A 16,111-nucleotide genomic window follows, 5' to 3' on the forward strand; every position below is an offset into this window, starting at 1 on the left:
GGCTCCGGTGGTTGTGTCAGACGTCGAGCGCGGTCGCGGCCGACCTGTCGGCGCGCGCCATCCGAATCCAGGCGTCCTCGAGGGCGCTGCCCCGGCGGCCGAGGATGAGGTTGATCTCCTCGTTGGCCTGCGTCCACAACTGCTGTACTTGCTGCAGCTGCGGCGAACCGGCCTCACTGCGCCAGGCCGACAGCAGCGCCTGCATGGCGGTCTGGAACTGGCTCTGCAGCTCGGTCACCTTCCGGTTCGCGGTGCCCATGTCGACGGAGCCCTGCATCATCGCGGAGCCCGGGTAGTTGATCATCATGACGGCATCCCTCCTGGAGCCTGTCTAGAGCTTGGTGACGTCGAGGACGGAGCCGCCGGACGCACCCAACTGGTGGAACGCGGCCTGGCTGCCGGTGTCCTCGGACTCGTAGCCGGTCTTCGAGGTGGTGATGCCGTCGGACATCTGGTGCAGCTTCGTGCAGAGCCTGCCGACCGCCTCGAGATGGTTGCTGTGTCCCTGCCAGAAGACGTTCTTGATCTGTCCGTCCATCGGGGTGAGGCCGCCCATCGCGTTGTCGAGCGCTGTCATCACCGCCTTCAGGTTGTCGCCGATCGTGGCGGCCTCGTGGGCCGTTCGTTGCATTCGCTGGAGTTCGGTCTCCACACCGGCCATGGTGTTTCCTCCTCGCTGGTTGCCGGCGCGTGATCACCGGTCGATGTCACGCTAGGTCCCGGTCCCGCGTCCTCCGGACGCGTTCCGGATGCGGCCACGGAATGGCCTCTTGTGCCGTCAGAGCTTCCACAGCTCTTCGTCGAGCACGTCGTCGACGGCGGTACGACGGGGGCGCGCGGAGCTCCTGCGCCGGTGTGGCGGAGGCGCTCCGGACGGAGTCCGTTGTTCGCCGTTCGTCCGGCCCTGCAGGTCGGACTGCACTCCTTGGCGGCGCAGCCGCTCGGACGCGGTGGACTCGGTCGGCACCGTGAACCCCGACTTCGCCGCTGCCGCTCCCGGGCGGATCTCTCCGCGAGCGGCGGGGGCGCCGGCGCCCGCGCCGTTCATCGGCGGGTACATCGGTGGAGTGCTCGACTGTGTGCCGGTGGCGCCAGTGGTCGCGGTCTTGCCGCTCAGCGTGGGCTCGGCGCCGGCACCTCCGGCGGTGGTTGCTGAGCGCAACGACTGCGTCCCGCGATCCGTCGTACCGCTGGGCAGGCCGGTGTACCCGCCCCCACCGCCGCCGCCGAGGGGCATGCCGATCGAACCCAGACCGCTGTTTCCCAAGCCACCGCTGTGCGGAGTGGACGGCGGGTAGTGGGTCGGGTTGAGAATCGGCTCCGTGCCGGCGCCACCCGCCAGGGCAGGCTCGTCGGTGGGTAGGCCCTGCGGCACGAGGCTATCCGGGGTCGAGGTGGACGGCGTGTCAGCGCCGAGCAGATCCTTCGCATGCTGGGCGAGCGTCAGCCACTTGTCGAGGTTCTCCGGAACCTTTCCGGTCAGGTCGATGCCCTTGCCGATGACGTCGATGAGTTTGCCGGCTTCCTCCACCGGATCCTTCGCCTCCGGTTCCTTCGCCTCCGGGGTCTTCGGCGACGACGGCTGCTCCGGCGTCCCCGCGTCCGGATCCCCGGGCGCCGCCCCGCCGCCTCCGGAGTCCACGCCGGGTCCCTGAGCACCTGGAGCTTGCGATCCGTCATCCACCCCGGGATTGCCCGGGCCTCCCGGAGCGGCTCGCGGTCCGACCCAGCGACCGGGGCGTTCCGGGTCCTTGTCGGTCAGCGATTCCCTCATCAACTGTGCGACCAGTTGCATCCGGCCGCGGGCGAGGTCGTCGAGACGGTCGATCTCCTGGGTGGCGCGGTTGCGTGCATCGACGTCGTCCGCCGCGGCGTCCCGGATCCTGACCTGCTCGGCGCGCGCGTCGGCGAAACCCCGGATCGCCGGCTGGGCCGCACCCAGCACACTGGCGACGGCCTGCAGCCGCAGCATCACGATCACGCCGAACTGGTTCCAGCGCCGTAGGACGTCGAGGTCGCGGTTGATGCGCTGGTCGAAGGCCGCCTGCGCCGCCGAGTCGTTGCTCTGTCGCCAGACCGTGATCTCGCCGCTCGCCGACGAGATCCCCGCCTCGACGTTGTTCGCGAGCACCGCCGTCTTTCCCCAGGCCTTCGCCGCGGCGCCCCAGGCGTCGGGATGCTCGGCCGCGACGATGTCGTTGAGCTCCGCGGCGTTCAGCTTGCTGTAGTCCATGTCGGCCGCCTCTGCTACTTCGGTGCGGGGTCGGGGAGCTTCGGGAACAACGGCGAGACGTCCTGCGCGAGGTACGACTCGACATGGCGGAAGGTCTCGTTGACAGCCCGTTCGCGGGCCGCGTTGTCGCCGTCCACGCCCGTGTAGGTGCCGATGACGTGATCGGCGAACTGCCGCAGCGCCTCGACCCCCAGCGGGACGTCGGTGCCGAAGGACTCGAGCTCGTGCAGCAACGCCAGATGGATCCGCTGGATGGTCTGGCTCTCCTCCATCCGGCCGGCCAGGTTCGCGCCGTCCTTGATCAGTCCGGCGACCTCGGTGAAGTCCGCCGGCGGCAGCTTGTCGCGGAAGTTGCTGACTTCGTCGGTGTCGAACAGCAGGCTCATACGGTTTCCTCCGTTGCCGGACAGTTCACGAGATGGATGAGGTCGGGGTTGCCGCGGCGGTCGACGTGCACACCGCGGCCGGGCGGGAGCGACTGCGGTTTCGTGGCGCCGAGCAGCGGACCCTCGGACTTGTCGCCGCTCATCAGGAGGCCCGGCGTCCCGAGGTCGCGAAGCCGCGCGATCAGCGGCTCGAAGATCGCCCGGCCCGCGCCGCCGGTGCGGCGGGCGACGACCAGGTGCAGGCCGATGTCGCGGCCCTGGGCGAGGTAGTCGACGAGACCGGACAGCGGGTTCGCGGTAGTGCCGGCGACGAGGTCGTAGTCGTCCACCAGGACATGGATCTGCGGCCCGGTCCACTCGCCGGACAACCTGCGGTCGAGGACCGGAACCAGGTCCGCGACCATCGCCTCGACACCGCGCGGATCCGTAAAGGTTCCCATCACGTGCTCGGCGTCGACGGTCAAGGAGCGCCGGTAGTCGACCAGGATGATCCGCGCCTCGTCCGGTCGCCGGCGCTCGGCGATCGATCGCGCGACCCAGCGCAGGAACCCGGTCTTCCCCGTCTCGGTGTCCCCGAACAGCAGGAAATGCGGGTCGGCGTCGAGATCGACGTACGCCGGTCCGAGGTCGCGCTCGGACAACCCGATGGGCAATCCGGTCGCCGGTCCCTGATGCCGGCTGACCACGACACTCAGCTGCTCGGCGGACAACTGCAGCGGGAGCAGCCGGACGCGGGGTGCACCCGAGACCGGCCACGCGGCGGTGAGTTGGGGTCCCAGGTCCGCGTCCGGGGTGGCCACGACGAAGTGGTGCGCCTTGTCGGCGAGGCCGCGGCCGGGGCTGTCGGTCGGTACGCTCATCGCGGCCCGTCGGTCAAGGATCGAGTCGGACGGGTCGCCGAGCCGGAGCTCGACGCGGGTGCCGAACAGGTCGCGGATCGTGCCGCGCAGGTCGAACCAGCGCGAGCAGCTCGCGATCACGTGCACGCCGTACGCGAGGCCGCGGCCGGCGATCTCCGCGATCGTCGTCTCCAGTTCCTCGAAGTCCGACCGCAGGACCGGCCAGCCGTCCACGACGAGGAAGACGTCGCCCCATGGGTCGCGCGCGAACTCACCGGCCGCGCGCCGTTCGCGGTACGACGCCATGCTTTCCACACCGTTGTCCGCGAAGTGGCGCTCCCGGGCGGCCAGCACCTGGTGGACCTCGGCGACCGTCCGGCGTACGGCGCCCGCGTCCAGGCGGGCTGCCACGCCGCCGACGTGCGGGAACTCGCGCAGCGCGGCGAGTGATCCGCCGCCGAAGTCGAGGCAGTAGAACTGCACCTCGCGGGGCGTATGGGTCAGCGCCAGCGCCGAGACCACCGTGCGGATCGCGGTGCTCTTGCCGCTCCGGGGACCGCCAACCACCACAGCATGCCCGGCGCCGGCCGAGAGGTCGACGACGAACGGATCGCGCCGCTGCTCGAGCGGTTTGTCGATCAGGCCGATCGGTACGCGCAGGGCTCCGCGCGCCCTGGCGGCGGCGACCGTGAGGCCACGCTCGGGGTCGACGGTCAGCGCCGGCAGCAGGCTGGTCAGGGCCGGCGGGTCGTCCAGTGGTGGCAACCAGATCTGGTGGGCCGGTTTGCCCTTGTTCTGCAGACGATCGACGAGAATGTCGAGCAGCTTGTCGCCGACACCGTCCTCTTCGGGCTGCTCGTCCGGGTCGATCGTCGCGGCCGGAATCGACACGTACGCACTGGTGTACTCGGACACGTCGTCAGCCACATCGTTTCCGGCGGTCGAGCTGACGGCAGCGCGGTGCACACCAGACACGTACGCGGATCGGAACCGGACCAGCGTCTCGGTGCCGATCTGCAGGAACCCGTGCCCGGGCGCCCTGGGCAGCTCGTACGCGTCCGGGATGCCGAGCACCACCCGGCTGTCCATCGCGGAAAACGTCCGCAGACCGATCCGGTACGACAGGTGCGCGTCCAGCCCGCGCAGCCGGCCCTCCTCGAGTTTCTGGCTGGCCAGCAGCAGATGGACGCCGAGCGCCCGGCCGAGCCGACCGATCTGGTTGAACATGTCGATGAAGTCGGGCTTGGCGGACAGGAGCTCGGAGAACTCGTCGCAGATCACCAGAAGCGTCGGTACCTCGGGCAGGTCGGCGCCGGCGGCCCTGGCGAGCTCGTACTCGCGGACGGACTCGTAGTTGCCGGCCCGCCGGAGCAGCTCCTGGCGGCGGATGAGCTCACCGCCGATCGCGTCGGACATCCGGTCGACGAGCGCGAGTTCCTCACTGAGGTTCGTGATCACGGCGCTGGTGTGCGGCAGCCGGTCCAGCTTGGTGAACGTGGCACCGCCCTTGAAGTCGACGAGCGCGAAGTTCAGGCTGTCGGACGGGTGCGTCGCGGCAAGCGCGAGCACCAGCGTCCGGAGCAGCTCGCTCTTGCCGGAGCCGGTCGCACCGATCAGCAGTCCGTGCGGCCCCATGCCGTCCTGGGCCGACTCCTTGAGGTCGAGCTCGACCGGTGTTCCGTCCGCGGTGACTCCGAAGCGCACGCGGAGTCGGTCCCGGTTCGGCCTCGGTCCCCAGTGCCGCGCCGGGTCGAAGGTGTAAGGGTCGCCCAGGCCGAGCAGGTCCGTCAGGCCGAAGGCGGACGCGAAGCTCTCGTCGCCGTCGGTTCCCGCCGACAGCCGTAGCGGTGCCAGACGGCGGGCGAGGGCTTCCGCGTCCTGGACAGTGAAGCGGTCTGCCGTACCGACCTCGGACTCGCCGTCCGTGGTGACGCTCGTCAAGACGCCGTCGTCGGCGACGTCCAGCAGCACGCTGGAGCGATCGAGCAGCCTGGGCGGCTGGGTGGTCAGGTCGATGACACTGACGCCTTCCACACCGCTGCCTGTCATCAGGTGGTCGGAGCCGGCGACGTCGCCGCCGTCGATCAGTACTACGACATGCGGACCGTCGACGCGGCCGGTCGCTGTCGGGTCGAAGCGCGGTCGCTGTGCGAGCAGGTCGTCCAGCACCGACTCCAGATCCGGAACGCTCTTGCTGATCAGCCGGATCGGCCCGAGCGCATCAGCTTTCTCGGGATGGTGCGCGTGCGGCAGCCACTTCAGCCACTCCCACTCCGCTCTGGTGTCCGGACCGACCACAGCTGTGATCAGTAGGTCGTCCGGCGAGTGGAAGGTCGCCAGCTGCGCCAGCAGTGCCCGGGCCAGGCCACGGACACGATCCGGCTCACCCTCGACGTACACGCGTGCGAAGCCGCGCAACGCCATCGCCACGGGCAGCCCCGGGACCGACGAGTACGTCGTGATGAAACGGCGCAGGGCCCCCGCGGACAACGGCTCCAGCTCTTCCAGTGGGGCTGTGTCGGGCGGGGCAACCGGAGTGGCGAGCGGTTGGGCACCGGTGCCGACACGGACGATCGCGAAGTCGGCGTCGTTGCGGCGGCGCTCCCAGAGCCGGTAGCTCTCGACGAGCGTCCACAGCTGGGTGGGATCGGGATGCAGGTACGACAACGCCGTGCGTTGCTGGGCGACGGACCGCCTGGCGCGGATGCGCTGCTGGGAAAGGTGCCGCAGGTAGCCACGACGCGCCCTGGCCATCTCGCGGCGCGGTGCGCCCTGTCCGGCGAAGGCGACCGCTGCCATGCCCAGTGCGGACAGTCCGAACAGGCCGCCGACGATGTAGCTCATCTTGCCGCCACCGCCGAGCGTCGAGTACATCAACGCCATCGCGGCACCGCCCGCGAGCATCGGCACCATCATCACGTACTGCGACAGCTGCCGGCCCGCGGGCACCGGCAACGCCGGCGGCGGGTCCAAGGTGACGTCGCCGCTCGGCAACGCCGGTCCGTCGCGCCGCGGCGGCCTGCTGACGATGACTGTCGACATGCTCCAGGACGTTAGGTCGCCGCAACGCCGTACAGCCGGCTGCGGCCACTAGCTGACTGGCCGCAAGCTGCAAGCACACGGCTGGCGCCGGTTGCCGCGTGTCACGGTGACGGACGTGAGCATTCGTGGACTGGTCAAGGTCACCATCGACGCACCCGAACGCCGCATCGACCTGGCACTTCCCGAGCGGTCGACGGTGGCCGAGGTGCTGCCCGGCATCCTGCGGCACGCCGGTGACGACCTCGCCGACCTCGGCGCACTGCAGGGCGGCTGGATCCTGCGTCGCCCCGACGGTGAGGCGCTGCAGACACACCGGGACCTCGCCGCGCAGGAGGTCCGGGACGGCGAGGTCCTGCATCTCGCACCGGCACACCAGCACTGGCCGGAGCTGGAGTACGACGACCTGGTGGACGCGATCGCCACCGACGCACGGGCCGGCGGCCGGGCATGGACTGCCGGCGCGACCCGCTGGTGCGGGCTGATCGCCGGAGCGATCGCACTGCTCACCACGCTCGTCATCCAGTTGCGCGGCGGGCAATCGTCGGACGACGTAGCGTTCTTCGCGCTGATCGTCGCAGCAGTGTTGATGGCGGTCGGTGTGGTCCTGTCACGGGCTGTTGGCGACGCGGCCGCCGCTGCGTTGGCCGGCGCGATGTCGTTGGTGCTCGCGTTCACCGGTGGAGCATTGTTGCCTGGCGCAACGTTGGTCGGCGCACCACAGCTGACCGCGGGCGGTGCTGTGCTGCTGTTGTTCGGCTTGCTCGGGTACGTCGGGATCGCCCGGCACACCGCCGTCTTCGTCGCCTCGGTGACTGCCGGAGTGCTCGCGGTGGCAGCCGGCTGGTTGGGTGGCGGGCTGGACGGGACCCGCTCCGCGGCCGTCGTCGGCGCCGTAGCGGTCGCGTTGATCCCGACGGCTTCGCCGTTCGCGATGCGGCTCGGCCGGCTGCCCAAGCCCGTTTTGCCCACCAGCGCGGCGGATCTGCTCGCCGATGCTCCCCAACCGCCACGTCGGCTGGTGTATGCCGCCGTACTGCGGTCGGCGGCGATCTACACAGGCATGCTCGCCGGACTGGCCGTCGGGCTGGCCGGATGCCTAGCGGTTCTCGCCCGTTCGACATCTACGCCTGCACGCATCCTGGTGATGTTAGTCGTCGGCGTCTGCTTGTTGCGGGCGCGGCTGCTGCCGGTGGTGGCGCATCGGCTCAGTCTCATCGGCGCCGGTCTCTTCGGCCTCGGCTGGTTGCTGGTGTTGACGCCGTACTCGTTGCTGGTCTTCGCAGCAGTCTCCGCGTTCCTCGGGCTCTGGTACACGCGGCACAAACCAGGGGCTCACCTGGGTCGGTACGCCGAGCTGACAGAGCTGGTCCTGGTGCTGCTGATCGTGCCGGTCGTGCTGTGGGTGCTCGGACTGTACGCGTACGTGCGCGGGCTGGGCGGGTGACCGATGGCGTCCAAGCGGGATCAACTGCAGTCACACCAGTTCGTACAGCAGCGCATGACACATGCCTTGCTGCTGCGGGAGACCGATCCCGAGTTCCCGCCGTTCCGTCGCGGGATCGTCGCGATGCTGGTCGGTATCGGGCTAGCGGTTCTCGTACTGGCGGGGATAGGCGTCTACGGCCAACTGTCGCCCGGCGGCAAGACCTCGTGGCAGAGCGGTGACCGGGTCATCGTCGAGAAGGAGACCGGGACCCGGTACGTGTACCGCGACGGCGTGCTCTATCCCGCGGCCAACTACGTGTCGGCGTTGCTGCTGGCCAACAAGTACAGCGCGCCGCTCATGGTCTCCGCGAAGTCTCTGCTCGGCGTGCCGCGCGGCCAACGGGTGGGCATCCCGGACGCACCGGATTCCTTGCCGTCCAAGAGCCGGCTGCTCGGGAGCGGCTGGTCGTTGTGTGGCCGGCCAGAGGTCGACTCGTCGGGCAGTCCGATCGTACGGTCGGTGCTGCTCGTGGGAACCGAGCAGTCCGGCACAGCGGCGGAGTCCTTGCTGGTCGTCGGGCCGGATGGCCGGCGGTACCTGATCTGGCGCGGCTACCGGCACCTGATCCAGCAACAGGCGACAGTCGCCGCGGCACTTGCTCTGAACACCGAGGCGTGGCTGCAGGTCCCGTCCGTCTGGCTGGACCTGGTCCCGTCCGGTCCACCGCTCGGACCGATCTCCGTCCCTGGTGCGGGTACGCCGTCGGCTCTGTTGCGTCCAGGGCGGATCGGCACGCTGTACGTCGTACAGACCTCTAGCGGGCAAGGACAGTATTACCTGCTGCAGCGGGACCGGTTGATGGCGATCAGCTCGTTGCAGTACGACGTACAGCGCGCTGCGCCGGTGACTCGTAAGGCCTACCCGGGGTCCGTGCCGGAGGCTGTTGCGCTGGATCCGACCGTGGTGGCACAGGTCGCGGGTGGGATGGGCACGCCGACGACGGACTCGGCGCTGCCGGCGACGCGGCCGACGTTCGCGCGCCCGGCGTCCTCTGGGGACTCGGTGTGTGCGGTGTTCGGAGGTGGTGAGTTCCGCCCACGCTTCACGCTGGCCGGATCGCTGCCTGCAGCCGGCGATGCCGGAGTGACCACGGGGCGCGGGCCTGGCGGTCTGCCGTTGGCCGACGTGGTCGTCGTACCACCCGGGCAGGGCGCCGTCGTGGAGTCCATGGCGTCGTCCGGTCAACCGGCCGGATCCGGGGCGCTGTCGTTCGTCAGCGATCTCGGACGGCGCTACCAGCTCGCGAGTCGCGACGTACTGGGCGTTCTCGGCTACGACCGGCCGCCGGTGATCCGGCTGCCCGCGGAGCTGGTCAGCCGGCTGCCGGCCGGTCACGCGCTGGATCCCGAGGCGGCGACCTCCCCGATCGGCCCCTAGCTGACGTCCGGTGACCTGATGCGGTCGGGCCGCCGGGCCGCCCCCGGATCCCTGATGTGGTGCACACGACGAACCCGAGGAGGAAGTATGGACATCGGCACGCTGACCGTGGTGCCTGACGAGCTGCGCCAGTTCGCGGCGCTCGCGCCCCTGTCGACCGTCACTCCGGTCTCCGGAACGGTCCAGGCGACACCGCCGCTCGCCGGCCCGATGCCGGAGAGCGCGACGGTCGAGGCGCACGTGCGTTTCTGCGTCGAGAACACCGGCCAGGTCACGCTGCAGGCGACGAGCGGGATCGCGTCGCTGATCGACAGCGCGCTGTCGATCGCAGGGCTGTTCGAGTCGACCGACCTCGCGAGCGCGGCCGCGCACGGGGCGCTCGCCGACGAGTTGCCGACGGCAACGGACTGACGGGAGCCGACGATGGGCGCGTACTTCGGGATGGAACTGAACGCGATGGCGACGATGCTCTACGGGCAGCGCGCCGAGCCGTGGCACGCGGGCGCCGACATGTGGGGCTCGGCCTGCGGGCAGCTGCTCGCGACCCACGGCGACCTCGGTGCCGCCAACAGCGTCATCGGCACCTGGCCGCAGAGCATCGGCTCGCTGTCGCAGGTGGCATTCGACGGGCAGGTCGTGGGCAGTCTCGCGTCGCTCGGCGAGTGGGCCGCGTACACCGGCGCGATGTCCGCCGCGTTGCGGCTCGGCGGGACGGCGCTGAACGCCGCTCAGGCGGTGATGCCGGCGCTGCAGAGCGGGTACGACACCGCCGTCGCGCTGAGCGGCGTACCGATCATCGGGCCGTTCGCGGCGCAGGTCGCGGTCGGTCTGCAGCAGGTCGGCGCCGGGATGATGGAAGCGGTCGGTGTCGTCATGCAGGCGCCCACCGCCGTACCGCCGCCGACCCAGGGCTGGCAGGGACCGGGTGGCGGCGCACCGATGCCGTCGTCGCCGGTGACTGCCGCGTCCGTGACGGACGTGCTGGATGCGACGGACAAGTTGTTCGACGTGATGACGAAGGGCGCCAGTCTGGTCCAGACGATCTCGGGCCTGGCGCAGTCGGGGAGTCTTGGGAGCGCGCAGGATGCGCTGGACAAGCTGCCCGGGTACGAGAACCTGCCCGGCACGCTGATCCACCCGGACCTGCCGACGCTGGCCGGCGGGACGGCAACGGTGCCGGCGTCGGTTCCCGACCCGTCGATCGGTGTCCCGCTGACACCGGGCGGGTCGCCCGGCGGGTTCCCGGGCGCAGTCCTCGCCGGAACACTCGGTGCGGGCTCTCTACGGACCACACCGGCCGCCGCCTCCGCGGTGGCGGGTGCACGGATCGCGGCCGGGAGCGAGCCCGCGTTGGCCGGCAGCACTGCCCGTGCCGCGGCAGCGGCCGCCAAGTCGACGCCGGCAATCGCACCGCCGATGGCCGGCGCCTCGGGCGGCGGCTCGAACGAGATCCGCAACGGCGCACGCAAACGCTCCCGGCAGGACGACTCCCTAGGTCGCAACGGAGTCCAGCCCGACCTCCAAGGCCGCGCCGCCCAAGACTCCCCCGCACAGTTCACCCTCCCCACCCCCCGCCGCCGACCAACAGGCCCACACCTCGACAACGAACTCTTCACCCCACTCCCATGACCCCAACACCAACCACCCCGGCCGCCGGCATCCCCAGCCTCCCAGCTACACCGCAGTCCGCTGGGGGTCCTGTCCTCGCCACAGTCACCCCACCGCGTACCGCCACCACCTCGCCCGGCACCTCCGCCTTGCCTGGCGCAGCCGTCTCGTCGCGTGTGCCTGCCCAGTTGCACCGGCCGGCCCCGGCGACCGCCGGATCGGCCGGTGCGCCGGTGTCGGGCGCTGCCGCCCGACCGCGTGCTGTGCCGGCGAGTGCGCCACAGCCGACGCCGCCTGCTCCAAGTGCGCGTCTGCAGGTCGGGGTGGCGCAGCTGGTCTGCTGGGAGGTCGCGCTCGGGGTGGCGGCAGGCTTGGCGGGGCGAGGCCCGGCGACGGATGTGGTCGCGGGACTGGTCGTGCTCGGGGTCATCGGTGTGACGGCTACCGGGTGGCGTGGGTTGTGGTGCTTCCAGTGGATCCGGCTGGCTCTCGGCTACCTGCTGCGTGGACCGCGCTTCGTGGCGGTCGAGGCGTACCGCGGGCGGCTCGAAGTCGGCGATGTCGACGCCGGCACGGTCATCCGGCCCGACGGCGTCACGGTGCTGCTAGAGACCGACGTACCGCCGGACGCAGCGCCGGCCGATCTGGTGGAGGACCGCACCGACCTGCGCATCAAGCTGATCCGCCGCCCCGGCCGGGCCTGGATCGCGATCACCGCAGTCCGCTCCGTCGACCGCCGCGAAAACACCGAACTGGACCTTCTCCTGTCCAACACAGTCCGACGGCTGACCAAGCGCCTCCACCGCCAGGGCCTCCGCGCCGAGCCGCTGGGCCCGGGCGACCTCACCAACCTGCTCGCCTCGCTGACCCCGAAGCAAGTCTCCGAAGAGTGGGACGCACTCGACCTCGGCACCGGCCGCTACCGGATGTACGCCGTACCTCAGCACCTCGCTCTGCAGCAGGCAGGCGCCGTCACCGTCACCACGTCGAGCGACCTCGACCACGCCCTGGTCGTGGCCCACGCCGACGCCCCGCAAGGCCCGGCCGCGGTCCACCAGACCGGTCGGCAACGGGCCGCGTTCCTGGCTGCGCTCCCTTGATCGAGCGTGGCTGGAGCCCCGCTGGACACCCGCTGTACCGGGTGTACCAGGCGTGGACATCCGCAAGATCCCCACTGGACGGGGCCCCGCGATGGTTCTGGTGTTCCGACCGAGTCCTGGCGACTCACCGAATCGAGCGAGGTGTCCCGTGTACCAGTCAGAGCCCTCCGAAGGCGCTTCGTACCCCCGTGCGGCTCGTTACCCGCGAGCCGTGAAATCCGCACCGCACGTCCGCACCACCGGACTGCGACTCGCCCACCTGGGCGTCGACGCGACCGCCGAGCGCACCTACCTGGTGGTCCTCGAGCGGCCCTCGTGGACCCCGGCCGAGCTCGGCGACCGGCTCGGGCTGGACGAGGCCGCGACCCGCGAAGTGATCCAGCACCTGAGCGGCCTCGGCCTACTCGCCCGGGACAGCGCGGGCGACGTCGTACGGCCGCTCAACCCCCGGCTCAGCCTCACCGCCCTGCTCGCCGAACGCGAGGCCGACCTCGCGCGCGTCACCCGTGACCTGGAACGCAGCCGGGTCGCCGCGGCCGAGATCGCCGGCGAGTTCGCCCGCCGCCACCCGGCGCCACTCGGAGACGGCAACAGTGCGCTGGACTGGGCCGGCAGCCCGGCCGCCGCACAGCGCACGCTCGAGGGGCTGCTCAAGTCGGCCGCCGGTGAGGTCCTGGTCAGTACACCGGCCACCGCCGCGCTGTCCGACCCGATCGCCGGTCTCCGCGAGCTGGGTACTGCTGTGCTGGCTCCCCACGTCCGTTACCGCATTCTTGTTCCGGACGCCGCCCGCACGGACCCCATGCTGTCGAGACGGCTGCAGCAGCTGAGCCGCAACGGAGCCCAGGTCCGTACGGCGCCCACAGTCCCCCTCTGCGCCATGATCGTGGACGCGGCGACCGTAGCCCTGCCGGCCGACCGGACCGGTCGCGGATCGGTCAGCATCCTCCGGCTGGCCGCGGCTGTCGGGGCCATGACCGAACTGTTCGAGCGTGTCTGGCACACCGCCACCCCGTTGCGTCAGCCGACCGGTTTGGGCGACGCGTCCGGCCTGACGGTCCGCGAACGCGAAGTGCTCTCACTGCTCGGTGACGGCGGCACCGACGCGTCAGCGGCCGCGCAGTTGGGTGTCTCGGTTCGCACCGTCCGCCGGATGGTCTCCGAGATGATGGCGCGTCTCGGCGCCCAGAGCAGGTTCCAGGCCGGAGTCAAGGCGGCCGACCGCGGCTGGGTGGGTACGCGATGAGCCGCACGCTCCTGGTGGCACCGGACCGCCCAGGCGCCTACCCGAGTATCGGTGCCGCTGTACTCGACGCTCCGGACGGCGCCGTCGTCTCGATCGCTCCCGGTGTCTACCGGGAGACCATCGATCTCGCCGACCGTTCGGTGACCCTGACCGCCGACGCGGGTGAGGTGGTCATCGACGCCAGCTCCGCACAGAGCCCCGTACTGCGCTCCTCGGGCGGACGGCTCGTACTGCGTGAGCTGACCATCCGCGGTGGCGAGGCGCCTGCCGTAGAACTGAACGGCGGGACCCTGCGCGCCGAACGGTGCACGCTGACAACCACCTTCGGCGCTGTCGCACTCGTCGCCGGTCCGGCCGAGGTGTCGCTGTCGCACTGCCAGATCGACGGCGGCGAGCACGGCCTGGTCCTTGAGGACTGCACAGCGCAGATCGAGCACACCAAGGTGTCCGGTGCCTCCGCGGACGGCGTCATCGTCCGTCTCGGCGCAGCCGTCGTCCTGCGCGACTGCCAGGTCACCGACTGCGGGCGGCGCGGCATTTACGCGTACCAGCACGGCCGACCCACAATCGAGAGCTGCGAGGTCACCGGCACCGCAGAAGCCGGCGTACTGATCGCCTACGAGTCCACAGCGGTACTGCGGCACACGCTGGTCCGCGACACCGCCGGACCGGCTGTGGTGTTCGGACGCCGCTGCCGGGGCGAGGTGCTGTCCTGTCGTTGGGAGAACACCGCCGAGCCGGCTCTCGACGTCGCTGAGGCTGAACTGGTCTCCGTGACCGCCGCTGTCCAGACAGAGGCAAGGGCGACCACCGAAGAGCCGGCCACGGCCGATGTGGAGTCGCTGCTCGCGGAGCTGGACGCCATGGTCGGTCTGGCCGGTGTGAAGGACGAAGTGCGGAGTCTGATCGACGAGATCCAGGTCAACGAGTGGCGACGGAAGGCCGGGCTGCCGGTCGGGAGTCTGAGTCACCACCTGGTGTTCGCGGGCGCACCTGGTACCGGCAAGACCACAGTGGCTCGCATCTACGGCAAGCTGCTCGCGGCACTCGGCGTACTGCCGAAGGGGCAGTTCAGCGAAGTCGCACGGCGCGATCTGGTCGGGCAGTACCTCGGGCACACCGCGGAGAAGACCACGGTCGTGTTCCAGGAAGCGAACGGCGGCGTGCTGTTCATCGACGAGGCGTACGCGCTGTCCCGCGCCGGCGCCGAGAACGACAGCTTCGGCCAGGAGGCGATCGACACCCTGGTCAAGCTGATGGAGGACCATCGTGACGAGGCCGCGGTCATCGTCGCCGGGTACAGCGCCGAGATGCTCCGCTTCCTGGATGCCAACCCCGGGCTCGCCTCCAGGTTCTCGAAGACGATCGACTTCGAGAACTACTCCGCCGACGACCTGACCCTCATCGTGCAGCGGATGGTCGCCGCGCACGAGTACGACCTGGACGACGGCACCACGCCGATCCTGCAGCGGCATTTCGCCGTCGCCTCCCAGGCCGCGAACTTCGGCAACGCCCGGGACGCCCGTCGGCTGTTCGACCGGGTCCGGAAGGCGCAGTCGCAGCGTCTGCGCCGGCTGGGCGGCATGCCGAGCATCAGCGACCTGCGCACGTTGCAGATCGAGGACGTGACCGCAGCCGTGTCATGAGACCGTGTCGAGTACGACGACGAACCGTGAGAGCAGTGCGGACACCCCGTCGAGGACGGTGCCGAGCTGGGCGGCCGGTGCGCCCGGCTCTTCCCCGACCTGCTCGCCGATGGTCGCCAGGACTTCGCAGTGCGCCCACAGCGACGGTGCGACCCAGCCCCACTGCCACAGCTCGTAGGTCATCGGGCCCACCCTCGCCAGCGGCTCCAGCCCCGGTACGCCGATCGCGAAGTGGCCCGGGTCGTCGGGACTGTTGCCCAGGCCCACAAACAAAGGCCGCAACCGGTAGTGATGCGCGAAGGCGATCGCATCGTCGAGCGGAGCCAGCACGCCGCGGCGCAGCAAGGCGTCCATGTGCTGCTCCGCGTCGTCGACACGGGCGGCCTCGCACTCGGCCAACAGGTTCGTCACGTCGGCCGACCGGTGCGCGAGTTCCCAGACACGGAGCTCGGGTTCACTCAGGAGCTCCGCCGTGCGGCCGATGCGAACGACGTGCCGCATCGGGTCCCCGGCGAAGTACGGCCCGGCGCCGTGGCCGATCGGAAACACCGGCGCGATCACGACCCACCCTCCGGTACGGCGATGTCGAGACACGCGGCACTGGACGCGAGCAGCGGGTGCAGCGCAGTCAGTACGGCGCCCACGTCGGCGTGGCGTTCTTGGCACGCGATCAGGAGACTGGGAGACAGATGGCACCACAACCACAGGTCGTAGAGAGTCCGGGTCATCCCGACGAGCGGTTGGGCGGTCGTGCCCGTCGTGAACATCGTGGTGACCTCAGGAGAGGCCCCGTGGCCGGTGTGCAGCGGGAGCAACCTGTGACGCGCCGCGAAGTCCGCCGGGGAGTCCGGGTCGACCTCAGCGAGCAGGGTCCTGCTCAGCAAGCTCTCGATCAGCAGTGCGGGGTCCTGGATCTTCCTGCCTGCCAGGAGCGCAGTCATGCGCGCCCGGTCCCAAGGGTCGCGGTTCTCGGCCAGACCGTGAGCGAGTGCCCAGACCGTGAATTCCTCGTCGCCCAGCTCGACGATCTCCCATCCGAGGCGTACCTGCTGGACATGAACGTCCTCGGCGTCGGCGTAGTACGTCCCGAGGCACTGGCCGATCGGGAACATCAGCGTGCTCATACGGCTCACGCTCGCAGCCGCACC

The 16,111-nt window shown here is 70.4% G+C and carries 14 protein-coding genes; 7 read left to right on the top strand and 7 right to left on the bottom strand.

Translation table 11 applies throughout. The features are described from left to right. Positions 1–16 precede the first annotated feature (16 nt). From ACWEOO_RS06535 to eccCa, 5 genes are all read right to left on the bottom strand, one after another. Positions 17–307: a hypothetical protein gene (locus ACWEOO_RS06535; protein WP_452142118.1), complete on the bottom strand. Its 291-nt coding sequence runs from the start codon at positions 305–307 to the stop codon at positions 17–19. A gap of 24 nt (positions 308–331) precedes the next feature. After that, positions 332–661, bottom strand: coding sequence for a hypothetical protein (locus ACWEOO_RS06540; protein ID WP_359940587.1), 330 nt, complete (start codon positions 659–661; stop codon positions 332–334). Positions 662–778: 117 nt separating this feature from the next. Beyond that, positions 779–2,233 (bottom strand): hypothetical protein, encoded by a 1,455-nt coding sequence (locus ACWEOO_RS06545; RefSeq protein WP_452142119.1) that lies wholly within the window; start codon positions 2,231–2,233, stop codon positions 779–781. 14 nt (positions 2,234–2,247) lie between these two features. Beyond that, complete coding sequence (locus tag ACWEOO_RS06550) at positions 2,248–2,619, bottom strand: hypothetical protein (RefSeq protein WP_452142120.1); 372 nt, start codon at positions 2,617–2,619, stop codon at positions 2,248–2,250. Continuing rightward, complete coding sequence (gene eccCa, locus ACWEOO_RS06555) at positions 2,616–6,500, bottom strand: type VII secretion protein EccCa (protein ID WP_452142121.1); 3,885 nt, start codon at positions 6,498–6,500, stop codon at positions 2,616–2,618. Before eccCa ends, ACWEOO_RS06550 begins: the two co-directional genes overlap by 4 nt. Positions 6,501–6,615: 115 nt before the next feature. Here eccCa and eccD point away from each other — a divergent pair, with 115 nt between their 5' ends. From eccD to ACWEOO_RS06590, 7 genes are all read left to right on the top strand, one after another. Beyond that, on the top strand, positions 6,616–7,944 hold the full coding sequence (gene eccD, locus ACWEOO_RS06560; RefSeq protein ID WP_452142122.1) for a type VII secretion integral membrane protein EccD: 1,329 nt from the start codon (positions 6,616–6,618) through the stop codon (positions 7,942–7,944). 3 nt (positions 7,945–7,947) lie between these two features. Next, positions 7,948–9,363 carry a type VII secretion protein EccB gene (gene eccB, locus ACWEOO_RS06565; protein WP_452142123.1) on the top strand — a complete coding sequence of 472 codons (1,416 nt, stop codon included), beginning with the start codon at positions 7,948–7,950 and terminating at the stop codon, positions 9,361–9,363. 87 nt (positions 9,364–9,450) lie between these two features. Beyond that, a complete protein-coding gene (locus tag ACWEOO_RS06570; protein WP_359940605.1) occupies positions 9,451–9,774 on the top strand; it encodes a hypothetical protein in 324 nt (107 codons plus the stop codon). Positions 9,775–9,786: 12 nt separating this feature from the next. Beyond that, entirely contained in the window at positions 9,787–10,992 is a 1,206-nt protein-coding gene (locus ACWEOO_RS06575) for a hypothetical protein (protein WP_452142124.1), read from the top strand. Between the two features lie 302 nt (positions 10,993–11,294). After that, positions 11,295–12,071: a type VII secretion protein EccE gene (locus ACWEOO_RS06580; RefSeq protein WP_452142125.1), complete on the top strand. Its 777-nt coding sequence runs from the start codon at positions 11,295–11,297 to the stop codon at positions 12,069–12,071. A gap of 211 nt (positions 12,072–12,282) precedes the next feature. Then, positions 12,283–13,317, top strand: coding sequence for a LuxR C-terminal-related transcriptional regulator (locus tag ACWEOO_RS06585; RefSeq protein ID WP_452142126.1), 1,035 nt, complete (start codon positions 12,283–12,285; stop codon positions 13,315–13,317). Next, positions 13,314–14,963 carry an AAA family ATPase gene (locus ACWEOO_RS06590; protein WP_452142127.1) on the top strand — a complete coding sequence of 550 codons (1,650 nt, stop codon included), beginning with the start codon at positions 13,314–13,316 and terminating at the stop codon, positions 14,961–14,963. Before ACWEOO_RS06585 ends, ACWEOO_RS06590 begins: the two co-directional genes overlap by 4 nt. Here the strand turns inward: ACWEOO_RS06590 and ACWEOO_RS06595 are convergent. After that, positions 14,958–15,524, bottom strand: a complete 567-nt coding sequence (locus ACWEOO_RS06595) for a hypothetical protein (RefSeq protein WP_452142128.1) — start codon at positions 15,522–15,524, stop codon at positions 14,958–14,960. The two genes, ACWEOO_RS06590 and ACWEOO_RS06595, sit on opposite strands and share 6 nt — an antisense overlap. Further along, a complete protein-coding gene (locus ACWEOO_RS06600; protein WP_452142129.1) occupies positions 15,521–16,087 on the bottom strand; it encodes a hypothetical protein in 567 nt (188 codons plus the stop codon). The genes ACWEOO_RS06595 and ACWEOO_RS06600 overlap by 4 nt, the downstream gene beginning before the upstream one ends. Positions 16,088–16,111 lie beyond the last annotated feature (24 nt).

This window comes from Kribbella sp. NPDC004138 (genome assembly GCF_053603655.1).

Bases quoted from the DNA above. Each gene is read 5' to 3' on its own strand.
- ACWEOO_RS06535 (WP_452142118.1), bottom strand. From the start codon at position 307: ATGATGATCAACTACCCGGGCTCCGCGATGATGCAGGGCTCCGTCGAC.
- ACWEOO_RS06540 (WP_359940587.1), bottom strand. From the start codon at position 661: ATGGCCGGTGTGGAGACCGAACTCCAGCGAATGCAACGAACGGCCCAC.
- ACWEOO_RS06545 (WP_452142119.1), bottom strand. From the start codon at position 2,233: ATGGACTACAGCAAGCTGAACGCCGCGGAGCTCAACGACATCGTCGCG.
- ACWEOO_RS06550 (WP_452142120.1), bottom strand. From the start codon at position 2,619: ATGAGCCTGCTGTTCGACACCGACGAAGTCAGCAACTTCCGCGACAAG.
- eccCa (WP_452142121.1), bottom strand. From the start codon at position 6,500: ATGTCGACAGTCATCGTCAGCAGGCCGCCGCGGCGCGACGGACCGGCG.
- eccB (WP_452142123.1), top strand. From the start codon at position 7,948: ATGGCGTCCAAGCGGGATCAACTGCAGTCACACCAGTTCGTACAGCAG.
- ACWEOO_RS06570 (WP_359940605.1), top strand. From the start codon at position 9,451: ATGGACATCGGCACGCTGACCGTGGTGCCTGACGAGCTGCGCCAGTTC.
- ACWEOO_RS06575 (WP_452142124.1), top strand. From the start codon at position 9,787: ATGGGCGCGTACTTCGGGATGGAACTGAACGCGATGGCGACGATGCTC.
- ACWEOO_RS06590 (WP_452142127.1), top strand. From the start codon at position 13,314: ATGAGCCGCACGCTCCTGGTGGCACCGGACCGCCCAGGCGCCTACCCG.
- ACWEOO_RS06600 (WP_452142129.1), bottom strand. From the start codon at position 16,087: ATGAGCACGCTGATGTTCCCGATCGGCCAGTGCCTCGGGACGTACTAC.